The 15,044-nt window shown below is 65.8% G+C and carries 16 protein-coding genes; 7 read left to right on the forward strand and 9 right to left on the reverse strand.

The window, feature by feature from the left end:
* The first annotated feature begins 8 nt into the window (after nt 1–8).
* Entirely contained in the window at nt 9–464 is a 456-nt protein-coding gene (locus tag NLM15_RS38805) for a GNAT family N-acetyltransferase (RefSeq protein ID WP_254123231.1), read from the forward strand.
* A 252-nt stretch (nt 465–716) separates the two neighbouring features.
* Nucleotides 717–1,658, forward strand: coding sequence for an aldo/keto reductase (locus NLM15_RS38810; protein ID WP_254123232.1), 942 nt, complete (start codon nt 717–719; stop codon nt 1,656–1,658).
* Nucleotides 1,659–1,674: 16 nt separating this feature from the next.
* On the opposite strand, the gene NLM15_RS38815 is transcribed toward NLM15_RS38810, so the two are convergent.
* From NLM15_RS38815 to NLM15_RS38825, 3 genes are all read right to left on the reverse strand, one after another.
* Nucleotides 1,675–1,998, reverse strand: coding sequence for an antibiotic biosynthesis monooxygenase (locus NLM15_RS38815; RefSeq protein WP_254123233.1), 324 nt, complete (start codon nt 1,996–1,998; stop codon nt 1,675–1,677).
* A gap of 85 nt (nt 1,999–2,083) precedes the next feature.
* Nucleotides 2,084–3,301 (reverse strand): DUF1501 domain-containing protein, encoded by a 1,218-nt coding sequence (locus NLM15_RS38820; RefSeq protein ID WP_254123234.1) that lies wholly within the window; start codon nt 3,299–3,301, stop codon nt 2,084–2,086.
* A 2-nt stretch (nt 3,302–3,303) separates the two neighbouring features.
* Complete coding sequence (locus NLM15_RS38825) at nt 3,304–4,848, reverse strand: DUF1800 domain-containing protein (protein WP_254123235.1); 1,545 nt, start codon at nt 4,846–4,848, stop codon at nt 3,304–3,306.
* Nucleotides 4,849–4,962: 114 nt separating this feature from the next.
* On the opposite strand from NLM15_RS38825, the gene NLM15_RS38830 reads away from it, so the two are divergent.
* Nucleotides 4,963–5,181: a cysteine-rich CWC family protein gene (locus tag NLM15_RS38830; protein ID WP_254123236.1), complete on the forward strand. Its 219-nt coding sequence runs from the start codon at nt 4,963–4,965 to the stop codon at nt 5,179–5,181.
* Nucleotides 5,182–5,244: 63 nt separating this feature from the next.
* Here NLM15_RS38830 and NLM15_RS38835 read toward each other — a convergent pair whose 3' ends face one another.
* The 3 genes from NLM15_RS38835 to NLM15_RS38845 form a co-directional block, all read right to left on the reverse strand.
* On the reverse strand, nt 5,245–5,943 hold the full coding sequence (locus NLM15_RS38835; protein ID WP_254123237.1) for a glutathione S-transferase family protein: 699 nt from the start codon (nt 5,941–5,943) through the stop codon (nt 5,245–5,247).
* 185 nt (nt 5,944–6,128) lie between these two features.
* Entirely contained in the window at nt 6,129–6,359 is a 231-nt protein-coding gene (locus NLM15_RS38840) for a hypothetical protein (RefSeq protein ID WP_254123238.1), read from the reverse strand.
* The gene (locus tag NLM15_RS38845) at nt 6,356–7,135 is read right to left on the reverse strand and encodes a TSUP family transporter (protein WP_254123239.1); all 780 of its coding nucleotides are present in this window, start codon (nt 7,133–7,135) and stop codon (nt 6,356–6,358) included. The genes NLM15_RS38840 and NLM15_RS38845 overlap by 4 nt, the downstream gene beginning before the upstream one ends.
* Nucleotides 7,136–7,338: 203 nt before the next feature.
* Between NLM15_RS38845 and NLM15_RS38850 the strand changes: the two genes are divergently transcribed.
* The 3 genes from NLM15_RS38850 to NLM15_RS38860 all read left to right on the forward strand — a co-directional run bounded on the left by NLM15_RS38850 (nt 7,339) and on the right by NLM15_RS38860 (nt 8,912).
* Nucleotides 7,339–8,256, forward strand: coding sequence for a LysR substrate-binding domain-containing protein (locus NLM15_RS38850; protein WP_254123240.1), 918 nt, complete (start codon nt 7,339–7,341; stop codon nt 8,254–8,256).
* 140 nt (nt 8,257–8,396) lie between these two features.
* On the forward strand, nt 8,397–8,624 hold the full coding sequence (locus NLM15_RS38855; RefSeq protein ID WP_254123241.1) for a hypothetical protein: 228 nt from the start codon (nt 8,397–8,399) through the stop codon (nt 8,622–8,624).
* Nucleotides 8,625–8,681: 57 nt separating this feature from the next.
* A complete protein-coding gene (locus NLM15_RS38860) occupies nt 8,682–8,912 on the forward strand; it encodes a hypothetical protein (protein ID WP_254123242.1) in 231 nt (76 codons plus the stop codon).
* A gap of 141 nt (nt 8,913–9,053) precedes the next feature.
* Here the strand turns inward: NLM15_RS38860 and NLM15_RS38865 are convergent, their stop codons facing one another.
* Entirely contained in the window at nt 9,054–10,829 is a 1,776-nt protein-coding gene (locus tag NLM15_RS38865; RefSeq protein WP_254123243.1) for a lysophospholipase, read from the reverse strand.
* A 188-nt stretch (nt 10,830–11,017) separates the two neighbouring features.
* On the opposite strand from NLM15_RS38865, the gene uvrB reads away from it, so the two are divergent.
* Complete coding sequence (uvrB, locus tag NLM15_RS38870; protein WP_305887444.1) at nt 11,018–13,975, forward strand: excinuclease ABC subunit UvrB; 2,958 nt, start codon at nt 11,018–11,020, stop codon at nt 13,973–13,975.
* Nucleotides 13,976–14,068: 93 nt separating this feature from the next.
* Here uvrB and NLM15_RS38875 read toward each other — a convergent pair whose 3' ends face one another.
* Together NLM15_RS38875 and NLM15_RS38880 are read right to left on the reverse strand one after the other, a co-directional pair.
* On the reverse strand, nt 14,069–14,455 hold the full coding sequence (locus NLM15_RS38875; protein ID WP_254123244.1) for a hypothetical protein: 387 nt from the start codon (nt 14,453–14,455) through the stop codon (nt 14,069–14,071).
* A gap of 192 nt (nt 14,456–14,647) precedes the next feature.
* Nucleotides 14,648–14,896 carry a hypothetical protein gene (locus NLM15_RS38880; RefSeq protein ID WP_254123245.1) on the reverse strand — a complete coding sequence of 83 codons (249 nt, stop codon included), beginning with the start codon at nt 14,894–14,896 and terminating at the stop codon, nt 14,648–14,650.
* Nucleotides 14,897–15,044 lie beyond the last annotated feature (148 nt).

Consider the following 15,044-nt stretch of genomic DNA (forward strand, 5'->3'; position numbering starts at 1 on the left):
AAATTGACATGTCGCTCACCATTCGCTCCGTCGCCAAGCAGGACTACGAACAATGGCTGCCGCTGTGGGACGGCTACAACGCCTTCTACGGCCGCTCCGGCCCGACCGCGCTGGCGCCCGAGATCACTGCGATGACGTGGCAGCGCTTCTTCGACGCCTACGAATCAGTGCACGGGCTGGTCGCCGAGAGCGACGGCAAGCTGCTCGGCATGACGAACTATCTCTTCCACCGCAGCACCACCGCGATCGCGCCGTCCTGCTATCTGCAGGATCTGTTCACGACGGAGGCCGCCCGCGGCAAGGGCGTCGGCTCGGCGCTGATCCACGGCGTCTACGAGCGCGCAAAGCTCGCGGGATCGCCGCGCGTCTACTGGCAGACCCACGAGACCAACGTCACCGCGCAGCGCCTGTACGACAAGGTCGCAGAGCGCTCCGGCTTCATCGTCTACCGCAAGCTGTTCTGATCCCCGCACGCAGCCTGTGGATAACTTCGCGTGTCACCCGCGCGTAACATAGCGGGACTACGCTGCGCCTGCGTCTGATCAGGCCCCCCGTCACCGATCAAGCGCCCCAAAGCGGTCCCCGTCAGTCGCCGCGTCTGACAGGGGCCGCATTTTTTTGTCCGCTCTGTCGGCATGGCAGCAGCGCGGCGAGCGGCTTGCTGGCGCAGCGCAGCGCGGCCACAATGCAACGCCGCTCATCTGACAGGATCTCCCATGGAAATTCGCAATCTCGGCGCCTCCGGCCTTCGCGTGTCTGCGGTCGGGCTCGGCTGCAACAATTTCGGCCAGCGCACGGACCTGGAGACCTCGCGCAAGGTGATCCATCGCGCGCTCGATCTCGGCATCACGCTGTTCGACACCGCCGACATCTATTCGAACATGGGCGGCTCGGAAAACGTGCTCGGCGCTGTCCTGGGCGATCGCCGCAAGGACATCGTGCTGGCGACGAAATACTCCAAGCCCATGGCGGAGGACGGCACCAAGCAGGGCGCCTCGCGCCGCTACATCATGGACGCCGTGGAAGCGAGCCTGAAGCGGCTGAAGACCGATTACATCGATCTCTACCAGCAGCACGATTATGACCCGCTGACGCCGATCGAGGAGAGCCTGCGTGCGCTCGACGACCTCGTGCGGCAGGGCAAGGTCCGCTACATCGGCAATTCGAACTTTCCGGCCTGGCGCATCGCCGAGGCGGAGTACGTCGCACGCGCGATGAACGTCAGCCGCTTCGTCTCCTGTCAGGACGAATATTCCCTCGTCGTGCGTGACATCGAGAAGGATCTGTTGCCGGCCGCGCAGGAGTACAAGCTCGGATTACTGCCGTTCTTCCCGCTCGCGAGCGGACTGCTGACCGGCAAATACAAAAAAGGCGAAGCCGCGCCGGGCGACACCCGCTTCGGCCAAACTCCGCGACTGCGCGACCGTTACGTCACCCCGCGCAACGAGGTGATCGTCGAGAAGCTGCAGGCCTTTGCGACATCGCGCGGCCACAGCATGCTCGAGCTCGCGTTTTCCTGGCTCGCCGGCCGCCCGCAGGTGTCGAGCGTGATCGCCGGCGCCACGCGCGTCGAGCAGATCGAGCAGAACGTCAAGGCGATCGCGTGGAAGCTCAGCGCCGAGGAGATCGCGGAGATCGACAAGATCACGCAGGGCTGATCTTTACGACGCGGCGCTATTTCGCGCCGCGTCCCACCGTCTGCATCACCTCAAAGCCTTCAAACTGGGGATGGCCGAGATAAAGCGGCTTGTTGTCGCCGGCGCGCTGATGCGCCGCACGGAACGCTTCCGACTTCGTCCACGCCTCGAACGCCGCGTGGTTGGCCCACACCGTGTGCGAGGCGTACAGTGTGTGGTCCTCGAGCTCGGGGCCGCGCAGCAGATGGAATTCGACGAAGCCCGGCACCTTGTCCAGATGGGTGTCGCGCGAGAGCCAGACCTGCTCGAAGGCGGACTCAGAGCCCTTGGCGACGCGGAAGCGGTTCATGGCGATGTACATGCGGGTCTCTCCTGATGCTCGGCTCATCATGTCGTCATTCCGGGACGCGCCGCAAGGCGCGGGTCCGGAATGACGGCGGCAGCCGTTAAGCCACCAGCCCCTTCATCGGGCGCGCGGCGGCGCTGTCGGGGAACACCGTTTCCGCGAGCACGCGATCGGACAGACCGAACTGGCCTTGCAGCACGCCCTTGATCACGGAGCGCAAGTCCGTGGTGGGCTTGAGGTCGCGGCCTTCATGGAGGTTGGCGAGCTTGAGGCCGGACCAGTCGGAGATGACGCGGCCGCCTTTCACCGCGCCGCCGGCGAGCAGTGCGACGGTAGCCGTGCCGTGATCGGTGCCGTCGGTGCCGTTGATGCGCACGGTGCGGCCGAATTCGGTGGCGACGACAATTGCGGTGTCGCGCCAGCGCTCACCCAGGCCGCTTTCGAATTCGGCGAGCGCGCCATCGAGCCCGCCGAGCAGGAAGGCGAGACGTCCCACGGGGCCGCCTTCGTTCGCATGCGTGTCCCAGCCGTCGAAGGCGAGCGCGGCGATGCGCGGGCCGTCGTCGGCCGCCATCAGCTTTGCCGCGCCGCGCGCCACCTGACGCATCTGCGCGACCGCATTGCCGGGCTTGCGCTTCATGTCGTCGCCGCTCGCGGCTTTCTCTAATTGAAGGCCCTGCGACAAGGCCGAGGCCAGCGCGGGATCGCGGTGACGATAGAGATCGACCAGCCGCATCGCGGTGTCGTCGTCGGCCTGCGGCAGCGCGACCGGCGCCCAGCCGACGGTCGGCGCATTGCCGCGCAACACCAGCGGCGTGGTGGGTCCGACCGCAAGTCCGCTCGACACGCGCTCGCCCCGCGGCAGCGCTTCCAGCGCGCGATTGAGCCAGCCGGATTGCACCCGGCCGGGGCCGGCATAGCCGCTTTCGAGCACGTCCTGGCCATCGAAATGCGAGCGGTCGCGATAGGGCGTCGCAACCGCATGGATCACTGCGGCGTGCGTCTCGCGGTACATGCGGGAAAATTCCGGCATCGCCGGATGCAGCGCGAAGAAGGTATCGAGCATGATCGCGGGATGCGCGCCGTCGGCGGCGAGCGCGATCGATCCGTGCAGGCCGGCATAGTCGGGATCGCCGACCGGCGCGACGGTAGAGAGCCCGTCGAGCGCGCCGCGCAGGATCACGACGATCAAGCGGGGATCGCGGCCGTCGGCGGCGCGCGCGAATTTCGGCAAATAGGCCCAGGCCGCGAAGGATGCGCCGCCGAGCAGCAGGCCGCGGCGCGAGGTGAGGAGCCGGTTCTCGACGCAGTCGATCATCTTCATCTCCTCTGCATTTCCGGCGACATCAACAGCAGCGCCAACGCCTGCTGACGCGATTCCGCGCGCTCGATGGTTTTGCGCGTTTCGACGGACGCCGCATCCGCCGCCGCGAATTCCAGCAGGTCGAGCGGGTCGATGTTAGGCCCAAGCCGCGCCCCCATCTGCGCGGCGATGTCGAGCCTCAGCTTCATGCCCTCAGGCGCAGCCCAGGCGGCACTGGTATCGGGGAAACCATTCGGCCCCGCCGGCGACCACAGCGGCTGGCCCAGCAGATTGAGGTTGTTGAGATAACCGCCGGGATCCTCCGGCACGCGCGCGAGCAGCCGGCCACTCGCGACAAGGAAATCGTAAGGCGAGCGCATCTTGGTGAGCGGCGCGCGCCAGGCCTCGTCGGAATCGACCAGCGCCGTCGCAAGCGCCTTGAGATCGCCGTCGGTCTTGACGAAGGTTTCGCGCAGCCGCGCAACGAGCGCCGGCGGCGGATCATCGGCGACAAAGTGGCGGACGAATTTGGTGGCGATGAAATTCGCGGTCGAGGGATGGCGCGCGATGTCGGCGAGCGCGGCCTCGCCCTGCGCAAGCCCGGTCGGCTCGTAGGTCTTGCCGAGCAGCACTTGCGGGCCTGGCTGGTGCGCATTGGTGTTGAACACGAAGGAGCCGGGCGTCCCGAGCTGCCCTTGCCTTCCGGCAAAGGTCCAGCCCGTGATGATGCGTGCGAGCGAGGTGACGTCGTCCTGCGTGTAGCCGCCGCCGACGCCGAGCGTATGCAGCTCCATGATCTCGCGTGCGAGATTCTCGTTCAGCCCGCGCTTGCGATTTTGGCCTGCGCGCGAGTCCGGCCCGAGCGATTGCTGGTTGTCGAGAAAGAACAGCATCGCCGGATGCTGCTCGACGGATTTGAGCATGTCGGCGAAGCGTCCGAGCACATGTGGTCTGATCGCCTCGCGCTCGAACGCGCCGGCCCACATCCGCGCCAGCTCGCCCTTGCTCGCGGAGATGCAGAAATGGTTGGACCAGAACACCACGAGCCGCTCGGTGAAGCCGCACTCGACCAGCGTCGCGCGCTGCAACCGCGCCAGCGCCTCGGCGCGAAATGTTTTCTGGATGACATTGAGCGGCTGCGGCGCGGGTTTTGCGGCGGGCGGCGCGGCGGCATTGGGCTGCATCGTTGCGTTGTCGGCCGGCTTCGCCTCGGCCATAGGGCCGGCGATCTCGGTGGCGGCCGCATTCAGCGAGAGATTTCTGCGCGGGCCGGGCTTCTGATCGGCCGGTGCCTGCGCCGGCGCTTCAGCGGGCGCGGCGGCCTTCGCGGCCTCGCGCGCCTGCTTGACCTGGTCCTGATAGGCGAACACGGCCTGCCCGAGTTGCGGCGTCGATTGCAGGCCGGGCGCCTCCAGCAACACGCCGTTGGGACGGGCGAGCTCCGCCTTCACGAAGCCGCGCGGATCGGAGGCTGCGTTGATCAGATCGCCGGACGCCCCGCCGCGGGCTCCGAAGCCGAAGCGGTTGAGCGCGACCAGGGCGGCTTGCGAATCGCGGGCCATCGATATGTCCTTCGCGCGTTGCCAACCGCTTTCCGAGTCCCTGCGCGAGGCCTAATATACCGTAGCGACAGATGAACCCGGCATGAAAATGACGGCAAGGCTTTTGCGTAAATCATGACAAATCCGAAAGAATCCCCGACGCCGGAACCGCGCCGCCTCGCCTGCTCCCGCTGCGGCGCCGAATTCGGCTGCGACCTCTCGGGCACCTGCTGGTGCGCGGAGGAAACGGCAAAGCTGCCGATGCCGGTCGAGGGCGAGGATTGCCTGTGCCGGGAGTGTCTGAGGAAGGCTGCGGCGGACGCGGGGCGTAGCCCGGATGGAGCGCAAGCGTAATCCGGGAGTCTTTCCGCGGCACCGGCCCCGGATTTCGCTTGCGCTCCATCCGGGCTACGAAGCTTACACCGCATGCCCCGGCGATTTCCGTGCCATGCCGTCGAACGCGTCGAGCAGTTTCTCGCGCCATGCATGAACGGGATCATCGACCTCCAGCAGCTTGAACGGGCTCGTCACGCGCGCCCACTGGAAACCGCCGAACACGATGTAATCGGCATAGTTCGGCGCGCTGCCGCCGATGAAGGGCTGCTTCTTCAAGGTCTGGCGCATCACCTCGAGCGACTTGCGGAACGCGGCCACGGCAGTGTCGCGGCTCGCCATCACGTCCTCCAGCGTCTTGCCGCCGAAACGCGCCTCGCGCGACTGGCGGAAATAGGCGGCATCGACCTCGGCGAGGTTTTGGGGGATATCGGCGACGATCAGCGGAAAGATGCCGCCGACGATGGCGATGTCGCCCCAGGCATTGAGCATGCGCGCCATGGCGCGGCCGCCCTCGCCGCCGAACAGCGACGGCTGGTTTGGGAAATTATCTTCGAGATAATTCGCGATCGCCCATGAATCGACCACCGGCCTGTCGTGATGCAGGAGCACCGGAACCTTCTCCGAGCCATGCGGCGCGATCGCGCTCTTCTCAGTGAAGCGCCAGGGCAGCGATTCCGCAGAGAGTCCCTTATGCGCAAGGGCCATCCGCGTGCGCCAGCAATACGGGCTGAAGGGGCGCGCGGCGTCGGTGCCGACGAGTTCGAAGAGTTTGAGCGACATGCAAGGCGACTCCTGCGAGACCCTCATCCTGAGGCGCGCGGAACACGCGTCTCGAAGGATGAAGGCCCGATCTCGGCCTCGCCCTTCGAGACGCGCGCAAGATGCGCGCTCCTCAGGGTGAGGATCTCCCATTCTGGATTGCTTCGCTTGCGCTCGCAATGACCATGTGGAGGCGGAGGTGTGTGTCAGCGTCCGCTCGTCCGCAACAATCTCTCGCCGCCTTCCGTCACCGCGATGATCAGCCCGACACCGGGCAGTGTCTCGCGCGTGACATAACCGCGCTCGGCAGCGTCTTCCCATATGGTGAGGCGCGGGCACGAGGTCTTCCAGGTCGCAATCACCTCGGCATAGGCGCGCGGCTCCCGCGCGACCCATTCGACGAAGTCCAGCACCAGCGGATCGGCCGTCTCGCTCATTGCAAACCTCCCTTGTCGAAGGCCGCCAGCACCGGCGTACGAACCAGGAGCCAGCCGCCATAAGCCATGTAGTAGCAGGCGATGGTGGTGATCAGCTTGTTCGACCACGCCACGAATTGCTGGTCGGTCATGGCTTCGAGGATGCGCCGCGCCAGCGTCGTCCCGAGCATCGAGGCAAGGATCGCGACGCCGGCGAGCACGGGATCGAGGCTCGCGGCCTGGTCGATCACCCCGCCGAAATAGATCAGCTTGGTGAAATGGCTGACGAGCTGGCACATCGCCTTGGTCGCCACCTTCTCGCGCCGGCCGAAATCGCCGCCGAGAAAGAAGGTATCGAGCAGCGGGCCGGAGACGCCGGTCATCAGCATCAGGCCCATGCAGATCGTGCCGTAGACCGTGCCCTGCCAAAGACGATCCGGGTCCGGCTTGATGTTCGCGGGCAACAGGCGCGCCATGAACGGGGTGACGCCGAGCAGCAGCAGCGCCATCGGCTTGTCCGGCACGTAGCGGGTGATCGACCATGCCGCGAGCGCGACGGCAGCGCCGACCATATAATTCGCGACCGGCCGCCAGCGGATATGCGCCCGCCACAGCAGCGCGCGCCAGCCGTTCGACGCCATCTGGGTGATCGCGTGCAGCACCATCGCGGTCGGCAGCGGCATCAACGCCAGCAGCACGCCGATCAGGATCAGCCCGCCCGCCATGCCGAACAGCCCCGACAGGAACGCGGTGGCGACCATCAGCAATCCAAGGGCAGCGATCATGATGGGCGTCACGAGGGGGCTCTCCTATGGGCTCGGCAAAGTAAGGGACGCAAGCTGCCTGCACTCCCTCGCCCCGCTCTTGCGGGGAGAGGCGAAGGGCGGCGGCCGCCCCGAAACACAACTTGGAATGACTCTCAATTCTTGTGCCTCCCTTGCCCCGCCTTCGCAAACTGAGTTATCTTGGCCTTGCATCAGCTTTCCTGAGGGTCGGGCATTTGCGGCGGCTGCTGTTTCTCAACGGCATCAAGGCATTCGAGGCGGCGGCACGGACCGGCAGCTTTGCCGCGGCCGGGCTCGAGCTCAGCGTGTCCGCGGCTGCCGTCAGCCGCATGGTGCATCTGCTGGAAGAACGTCTCGGCGTCGCCCTGTTCGAGCGCAAGGCCAACAAGCTGGTGTTGACACAGGCCGGCCGCGCCTATCAAAGCGGGCTGACGCCGATCTTCGATGCGCTGGCAAGCCTCACCGCACAGGTGACGGCGCCCTCGAGCGTGCGCGTGCTCACCATCGGCGTCGGCCACACCTTTGCGATGCGCTGGCTGATCCCGCGCCTGTCGGAGTTTCGCAGCGAGGAGCCCGACATCGAGGTGCGCTTCACCACCGGCGGCGCATCGGTGCCGTTCGGCGAGGACTGGAGCTGCGGCATCAAGCTCGGCACCGGCGACTGGCCGGGCCTGGTCGCCGAGCCGCTGTTCGCCGGCGACCTCACGCCGGTCTGCGTGCCCCGCCTCGCCGCCTCGTTGAAACGTCCGGCCGACCTCAAGGGCCCCAGCCTGATCCGCGTCGCACATTCGCCGGAGGACTGGCCGATCTGGCTGAAGGCCGCGAACCTCACCCGCATCAACGCGCGCGGACCGGAGTTCCAGTTCTACGGCCAGGCGCTTCAGGCCGCCGCCGACGGGCTCGGCATCGCCATGGGCATCCGGCCCTATATCGACGACGACCTCGCCGCCGGCCGGCTGGTCGCGCCGTTCGATCTCTCGGTGCCCAAGGGCATGCGCTGGTACCTGCTCTATCGCAGTTTTCAGACCGAGCAGCGCGACTTCGCCGCGTTCCGCCGCTGGATCATGCGCGCGGCATCCGAGCCTGCCGCCCGGCCGGTGAAGCGGATCGGCCGTACCGCCACGCGGAACTGACACCCGTTCAGCAAGGCCTCTGGCAAAAAAGCCGACCGCTTGTGAACGGCTTCACATTCTGAAATCTGCAAACGTGGTCCCCTGACCCTCCAACAAGACACTTACGGAACACTTCACTTACGGAACACTTGGGGACTGCAATGACGACCCTCTACGACGGCTTTGACATTGAATCCTTCGAGGCCGGCAAAGGCCTCTGGCATGCCCGCATCCGCCGCGCCGATCTCAGCCCCGTCGCCATCGACGGCGTGCTGTTTCCGGCCATGGAAGTCGGTTTCGCCTGGCCCGATCAGAATGCGGCGATCGCCGATGCCAAGCACCACATCGATCGCTTCCGCCGGCGGGCCGACGACGGCGACGACGAATAAGCGAGCGGGACTGCAAGCGAAGCAAGGGACAGCGCGGCGCAAGAGGGGGAACCGGTCATGTCAGTCATCGAATTCGAGGACACGCCGCGGCCGAGGATTTACGCCCGCAATGTGCTGTCGAAATGCCCCGAATGCGACGGCGATCTCGCGGTGCTCCGCGTGATCGGCGGCCGTGCCGGATGCGAGTACTGGACCATGCGCTGCACCGATTGCGGCGGGATCCATCTCGACATCCTGGAGCCGTATCGGGCGGCTGGGGACGACGACGGCCCGCTGCCAGCGGCATGAGCCTCTCGCCTGCGCGTCGTTTGACATGGCTGATGCCCTGTCAAACCCGGCTGATGACGATGTAGACGAAGCAGATATACAGCACCAAAAGCCATGTGCGTTCCGCCGTAGGGTGGGCGATCAGGAACCCGAGTCCCAGGATCACGGTCGCAAGGAAGACCAGCAGTCCCGTCGAGCAACGGCCCAGTATCTTGATGAGGGTGCTCTGCTCCTCGGCGTCCTTCTTCGGCAGATCTCCCGATACGATAAACCTGGCGATGTCCGCCCAGTGGCGCTCCTCGTGGCCTGCACCATGTGAGCCCGCAATGTAGCTGACCTGTTCGACGGCGCCGGTGGCGGCATCGCAAAAGCCGTCGTGCCCGGCGCTGCCCAGATCGAACCGGCGGAAGGGCTGCATGCCCTTCGGGAGATCGCAACGACCCAATCGCCCGTCGCGACATAGTTGAGCACCTTCTCGACCCGCTTGCCGACGAGATCGTGCCAGCGGTAATCGCGGCGCACCACGCTGCCGGCGAGCACGATGCGCTTGAATCTTGCGGCCGGGTAGTCGCGCAGGGCCCGGGCGACCAAGTAAGTTCCGTTGGAATGTCCAACATAGGAGAAGTCTGCGCGCGGATAATGCGCTCTCGCTTCCGCATATTGGTCCATCAGCCATTCCGCCTTCTGCTTTCTGACCCACCACAGGACGAAAGGCGCCATGGCGAAATAGCCGTAGCTCGTGGTCACCGAGCGGAAATCCTTCTTGCGGCCCGCCGCTTCCTGCTTGATCGCGCGTGCGATCTTCTGCGTCCAGAACCCCTTGTCGCGGATGCCGTGAATGACGAACACGAGGTCGGTCACGTCCCAATTGGGCGGCCTCGGCAGGCTATCCATCATTTGTTCGCGGTTCACCGTGCAAGGATCCGCAGCGAGGCTGGCCGGCGAATTGCACAGGGCGCGGCGGAACACGACGTATCGCTGTTCGTCGCAAATCTGCTTGAATGCCTTGGCCGATTGCCCGGGCTGCCTTGCCGTGACGAAATTGTCTCTAGCGATCTCGGCTTCGACATTTCGAGGCCGCTTCAGCCGGACAACGTCGGCGTGGCCCGAATTCGGAACCTCCAGGTAGAAATAGGACTTCTCGCGACCGTCGCCCTCCTCCTCGTTGGAGGTGTCCACGGCATAGTCGACGCTGTCGTCGGGCGAGACGATATCGTCCACGGTCCCGAGCAATTGCGTGACGACGATGTCCGGACGGCTGCCGCGACGCTCGCGCTCGTAGTGCATCAGCGCCAGCCACTGCAACCGGGTCTGAATCGAGAATACCGCACCCTGCCTTATATCGAAGATGATCGGGAATCCGCCGAACAGGGTTTCGCCGACCCAGATGCCGACGTTCCATTTGGTCGAGGTCCACCAATCCATCGCCGACGACGGCGTCCAGCCGCGATTCATCCCGGCGATCAGCACGATCCGGCGGATCTTCTTCGCCCAGGGACGCGGCTGCAGATACGCACGGAAGGCGGGCTCGAAGGGAGCGGCGAGCGTCGGACAGTCGCTGCGATCCGGCTGGCCATGCGCGACGATCGCGACCTTGCGCGCCATGACGGCGCCCATGCTGTGCCCGATCAGGATGATCGATTCATATTCGCCGGGATCGTCCTGCCCGGCGCCGCCGGCCCGGTCCTGGCTCCGCAGCTCGATGATTTTCTCGATGTGCTTGATGATGTCGACGACCACCTCGGTCGCATCGCGCGTGCACAGCCACCCCCAGGGCCCGGCAAACGGCAAAATTGGCGCGTAGATATCGGCGTCCGGATAAGTGTCCCGGACCGCGTCCTTCACCGGCTTGAGGGCCTTCGGGCTTTGACAGAATGCGTGCAGCAGGACGATCAGCTCACGATGCTTCCCTGCCCGCTCCAATCTCGATTGTTGCATATGGACTCGCCAAAAATTGAAGTTTCGAAATATCGGGGAAGCTAGCAGGACCACCCTGGATTGCAATCGACCGTTCCGGCAATGTGACGACGCGACGCTGCGCCCTGCTGCCAACCTGCTGTCAGCAGGCTGCATCCGGACCGGCATTCGCCCTTTTCTGAGCCGCGGACTCGTCCCATATTCGGGGCATGGCGAAGAAACCTGCTCCCCCGAAATCCCCCAGATCCAAGGCCCCGAACTCGAAGGCACATCGGCCTGACGTGCAGCCGATCGGGCCGGCGCTGGCCGAGCTGCTCAATCCCGCGATCAATCGCGGCGATGCCGGGCTTGGATCGGGCACCGGGCTGCAGCCGCCGCCGGACAATTCACGCGATCGCCGCTCCGGGGGCGAAGCCGCGGCGCATCGCGCGCGCGCCTCGACGCCGAAGGAGTTTCCGCAGGACACCGCGCGGCCGATGCCGCTGCGCCCCAACCCGCAGCCGCCGGGTGGCCGTGCATCGACCGAGGGCTTCGACGAGGCGCCGCAGGCCAATTACGGCACCGCGGCTACGATCCCGACGCTCGACCCGGAACTGGCGCGGCAGCTCGGGCTGCCGACGGAAGAGGACGACGCCGAGGCGCTGGCACGCCCTCCGCGCAGCAAGATGGAGGCGCTCGGCGTCAAGGCCACCGCGGACGCGCTGGAGTCGCTGATCCGCGAGGGCCGTCCGGAGTTCCGCAAGGACGACGGCTCCATGAAGGTGTGGACGCCGCACCGTCCGCCCCGCCCGGAAAAGTCCGAAGGCGGCGTGCGCTTCGAGATCAAATCGTCCTACGAGCCGCGCGGCGACCAGCCGACCGCGATCGCCGAACTGGTCGAGGGCATCGACCGCAACGACCGCTCGCAGGTGCTGCTCGGCGTCACCGGCTCCGGCAAGACCTACACCATGGCCAAGGTGATCGAGGCGACGCAGCGCCCGGCCCTGATCCTGGCGCCGAACAAGACGCTCGCCGCCCAGCTCTATGGCGAGTTCAAGAACTTCTTTCCGGAAAACGCGGTCGAGTATTTCGTCAGCTATTACGACTACTACCAGCCGGAAGCGTATGTCCCTCGCACCGACACCTACATAGAAAAGGACTCCTCGATCAACGAGCAGATCGACCGCATGCGCCATTCGGCAACGCGCGCGCTGCTCGAACGCGACGACGTCATCATCGTCGCATCGGTGTCCTGCATCTACGGTATCGGCTCGGTCGAGACCTACACCGCGATGACGTTTGCGCTGAAGAAGGGCGAGCGCATCGACCAGCGCCAGCTCATCGCCGACCTCGTCGCGCTCCAGTACAAGCGCACCCAGGCCGACTTCACCCGCGGCACCTTCCGTGTCAGGGGCGACGTCATCGACATCTTCCCGGCGCACTATGAAGACCGCGCCTGGCGCGTGAACCTGTTCGGCGACACCATCGAGACCATCGAGGAGTTCGATCCGCTCACCGGCCACAAGCAGGACGAGCTCGAATTCATCAAGATGTACGCCAATTCGCACTATGTGACGCCGCGTCCGACGCTGGTGCAGGCGATCAAGTCGATCAAGTTCGAATTGAAACAGCGGCTCGACCAGCTGCACGACCAGGGGCGCCTGCTGGAAGCGCAGCGGCTGGAGCAGCGCACCACCTTCGACCTCGAGATGATGGAGGCGACGGGAAGCTGCGCCGGCATCGAGAATTATTCGCGCTACCTCACGGGACGCCGTCCCGGCGAGCCGCCGCCGACGCTGTTCGAATACGTGCCCGACAACGCGCTGATCTTCGCCGACGAAAGCCACGTCACCATTCCGCAGATCGGCGCGATGTTCCGCGGCGACTTCCGCCGCAAGGCGACGCTGGCCGAATACGGCTTCCGCCTGCCGTCCTGCATGGACAATCGCCCGCTCCGTTTCGAGGAGTGGGACATGATGCGGCCGCAGACCGTCGCAGTGTCGGCAACGCCGAGCGGCTGGGAGCTGAACGAGAGCGGCGGCGTGTTCGTCGAGCAGGTCATTCGCCCGACGGGGCTGATCGATCCGCCGGTCGACATTCGCCCGGCCCGCACCCAGGTCGACGATCTCGTCGGCGAGGTCCGCGCCACAGCGCAGGCCGGCTATCGCTCGCTGATCACGGTGCTGACCAAGCGCATGGCGGAGGACCTCACCGAATATCTGCATGAGCAGGGCATTCGGGTCCGCTACATGCACTCCGATATCGACACCATCGAGCGCATCGAGATCATCCGGGATCTGCGCCTCGGCGCCTTCGACGCGCTGGTCGGCATTAACCTGCTGCGCGAAGGCCTCGACATTCCCGAATGCGCGCTGGTCGCCATTCTCGACGCCGACAAGGAAGGCTTCCTGCGCAGCGAGACCTCGCTGATCCAGACCATCGGCCGCGCCGCGCGCAACGTCGACGGCAAGGTGATCCTCTATGCCGACCAGATGACGGGATCGATGGAGCGCGCCATCGCCGAGACCAACCGCCGCCGCGAGAAGCAGGTCGAGTACAACACCGCCAACGGCATTACGCCGGAGAGCGTGAAGAAGCAGATCGGCGACATCCTCAACTCGGTCTACGAGCGCGACCACGTTCTGGTCGAGGTCGGCGGCCACGACATGACCGACGACGTCATCTCGATCGGCCACAACTTTGAAGCCGTGCTCGCCGATCTCGAAACCCGGATGCGCGAGGCCGCCGCCGATTTGAACTTCGAGGAAGCCGCCCGCCTCCGCGACGAAGTCAAGCGCCTGCGCGCCACCGAACTCGCGGTCGTCGACGACCCCACCGCAAAACAGCGCACCGTGCAGGGCAAGGCCGGCGCCTATGCGGGCGCGAAGAAGTACGGCGACGCCGCGAATTTGCCGGTCAGCGCCATGAAGAAGAAAACCGTGAGCTCCGCGCTGAAAGCCAGCGGCGGCGGCAGCGGCTCGAAGGTGCACAAGCCGCATCTCGACGAGATGCACGGGCCGGAATCGCTGCCCTACCGCGAGAACCAGACCCTGCCGTCAAAGCCGTTCGGCAGCACGAGCCGGATCATCCAACCGACGGATTCAAGGCAGTCGGGCCCGGAGTTCGGGCCGGCGCCGAAGTCGACGGGTGGAGCGCCGGGGCGAAGGGGTGGGTGGAAGAAGAGGTAGGGCGGCAGCTTCATCCGCGCCGGTCGCGGCTATGGACTCCGGACTCGCGCTTCGCGCGCCGCGGAATGACGAAGGAGAGATTTGCTCTCCCCCTCACCCCACGCTCGCCGTCACCACCGCCATCACCGACAGCAGCAGCACGATCGTCACCAGTTGCAGCGAGGCGACCGGCTGGGTGCGCCATGCGGTGATCTTGTCGGACAGCGACAAATGCGCCTCGAAGAATTTTGGCTCATAGACGGTCTTGAAGACGGCGGGGAAGCTCGGGCCGAGGGTCACAGCTAACATCGCGTGGGCGAGCGAGGCGATGGCGACGAAGATGGCGACGCCGGGGTCGCCGACGAGGTCGTGGTTGCCGACCAGCTTGAGCAGGAAGGCGGCGGCGGCGAAGGTGGGGAAGCTCTGGAGGATCGCGGTCAGCGCGAGGCCTTCAAGCGCGTTGTACAGGCGGGACTTTCTCGTGGCGGCGATGGTGGCCATGGCACGTCTCCCTGATGACATGGGGATGACGTTAATCGGGGCGGGAGGGGCGTGATGTGAGATGCGTCACGCGGTGAGCGGGAGCCTCTGCGAATCCGGCTCTCACCGTCCCCGAGGAGACTCCCCCTCACCCCAACTCTCTCCCCGCACGCGGGGCGAGGGAGTGGACCGGCGATGCGGATACGCTGCGTCCTACAGCTTGCCCTGCCCGTTCACCTGGCTCTGCTGCTGCCGCTGCTTGTCCTGCTGCATTTGCTGTTCTTTGGCGTGATGCCTGCCGTAGAGGCAGCCGGCGGCGGCGCCGAGGACGCCGTGATGACCGGCATAATGGCCGGCGACGCCGCCGACGACGGCGCCCTTGATGCAGCCCTTGGCGTTGGCGGCGGAGGTCGCGCCAAGCATCAGAAGTGCGGCGGCCACAGTGAGAAGCGGGGATTTCATGGATCGATGTCTCCGGATGCGATGTCTCGTCGTCAACGAGCGCGGATGGGTCCGGGTTCCCGCTCGCACGGCATGGCAGGGCGCGCTCGCCGATAGGCGCGCAGCGTCATCGCAAGACGCCGGTCCCGTGCGAATTCATGCGAGTGGA

Origin of the sequence: Bradyrhizobium sp. CCGB20, from assembly GCF_024199855.1 — a bacterium.
Lineage (GTDB): Bacteria > Pseudomonadota > Alphaproteobacteria > Rhizobiales > Xanthobacteraceae > Bradyrhizobium.

What these genes read in the sequence shown, in the direction of transcription:
- NLM15_RS38825 (WP_254123235.1), bottom strand. Translation starts at nt 4,848, where the DNA reads ATGGCCCGCGATTCGCAAGCCGCCCTGGTCGCGCTCAACCGCTTCGGC.
- NLM15_RS38810 (WP_254123232.1), top strand. Translation starts at nt 717, where the DNA reads ATGGAAATTCGCAATCTCGGCGCCTCCGGCCTTCGCGTGTCTGCGGTC.
- NLM15_RS38840 (WP_254123238.1), bottom strand. Translation starts at nt 6,359, where the DNA reads ATGAGCGAGACGGCCGATCCGCTGGTGCTGGACTTCGTCGAATGGGTC.
- NLM15_RS38875 (WP_254123244.1), bottom strand. Translation starts at nt 14,455, where the DNA reads ATGGCCACCATCGCCGCCACGAGAAAGTCCCGCCTGTACAACGCGCTT.
- NLM15_RS38835 (WP_254123237.1), bottom strand. Translation starts at nt 5,943, where the DNA reads ATGTCGCTCAAACTCTTCGAACTCGTCGGCACCGACGCCGCGCGCCCC.
- NLM15_RS38860 (WP_254123242.1), top strand. Translation starts at nt 8,682, where the DNA reads ATGTCAGTCATCGAATTCGAGGACACGCCGCGGCCGAGGATTTACGCC.
- NLM15_RS38855 (WP_254123241.1), top strand. Translation starts at nt 8,397, where the DNA reads ATGACGACCCTCTACGACGGCTTTGACATTGAATCCTTCGAGGCCGGC.
- NLM15_RS38815 (WP_254123233.1), bottom strand. Translation starts at nt 1,998, where the DNA reads ATGTACATCGCCATGAACCGCTTCCGCGTCGCCAAGGGCTCTGAGTCC.
- uvrB (WP_305887444.1), top strand. Translation starts at nt 11,018, where the DNA reads ATGGCGAAGAAACCTGCTCCCCCGAAATCCCCCAGATCCAAGGCCCCG.
- NLM15_RS38820 (WP_254123234.1), bottom strand. Translation starts at nt 3,301, where the DNA reads ATGATCGACTGCGTCGAGAACCGGCTCCTCACCTCGCGCCGCGGCCTG.
- NLM15_RS38880 (WP_254123245.1), bottom strand. Translation starts at nt 14,896, where the DNA reads ATGAAATCCCCGCTTCTCACTGTGGCCGCCGCACTTCTGATGCTTGGC.
- NLM15_RS38805 (WP_254123231.1), top strand. Translation starts at nt 9, where the DNA reads ATGTCGCTCACCATTCGCTCCGTCGCCAAGCAGGACTACGAACAATGG.
- NLM15_RS38865 (WP_254123243.1), bottom strand. Translation starts at nt 10,829, where the DNA reads ATGCAACAATCGAGATTGGAGCGGGCAGGGAAGCATCGTGAGCTGATC.
- NLM15_RS38830 (WP_254123236.1), top strand. Translation starts at nt 4,963, where the DNA reads ATGACAAATCCGAAAGAATCCCCGACGCCGGAACCGCGCCGCCTCGCC.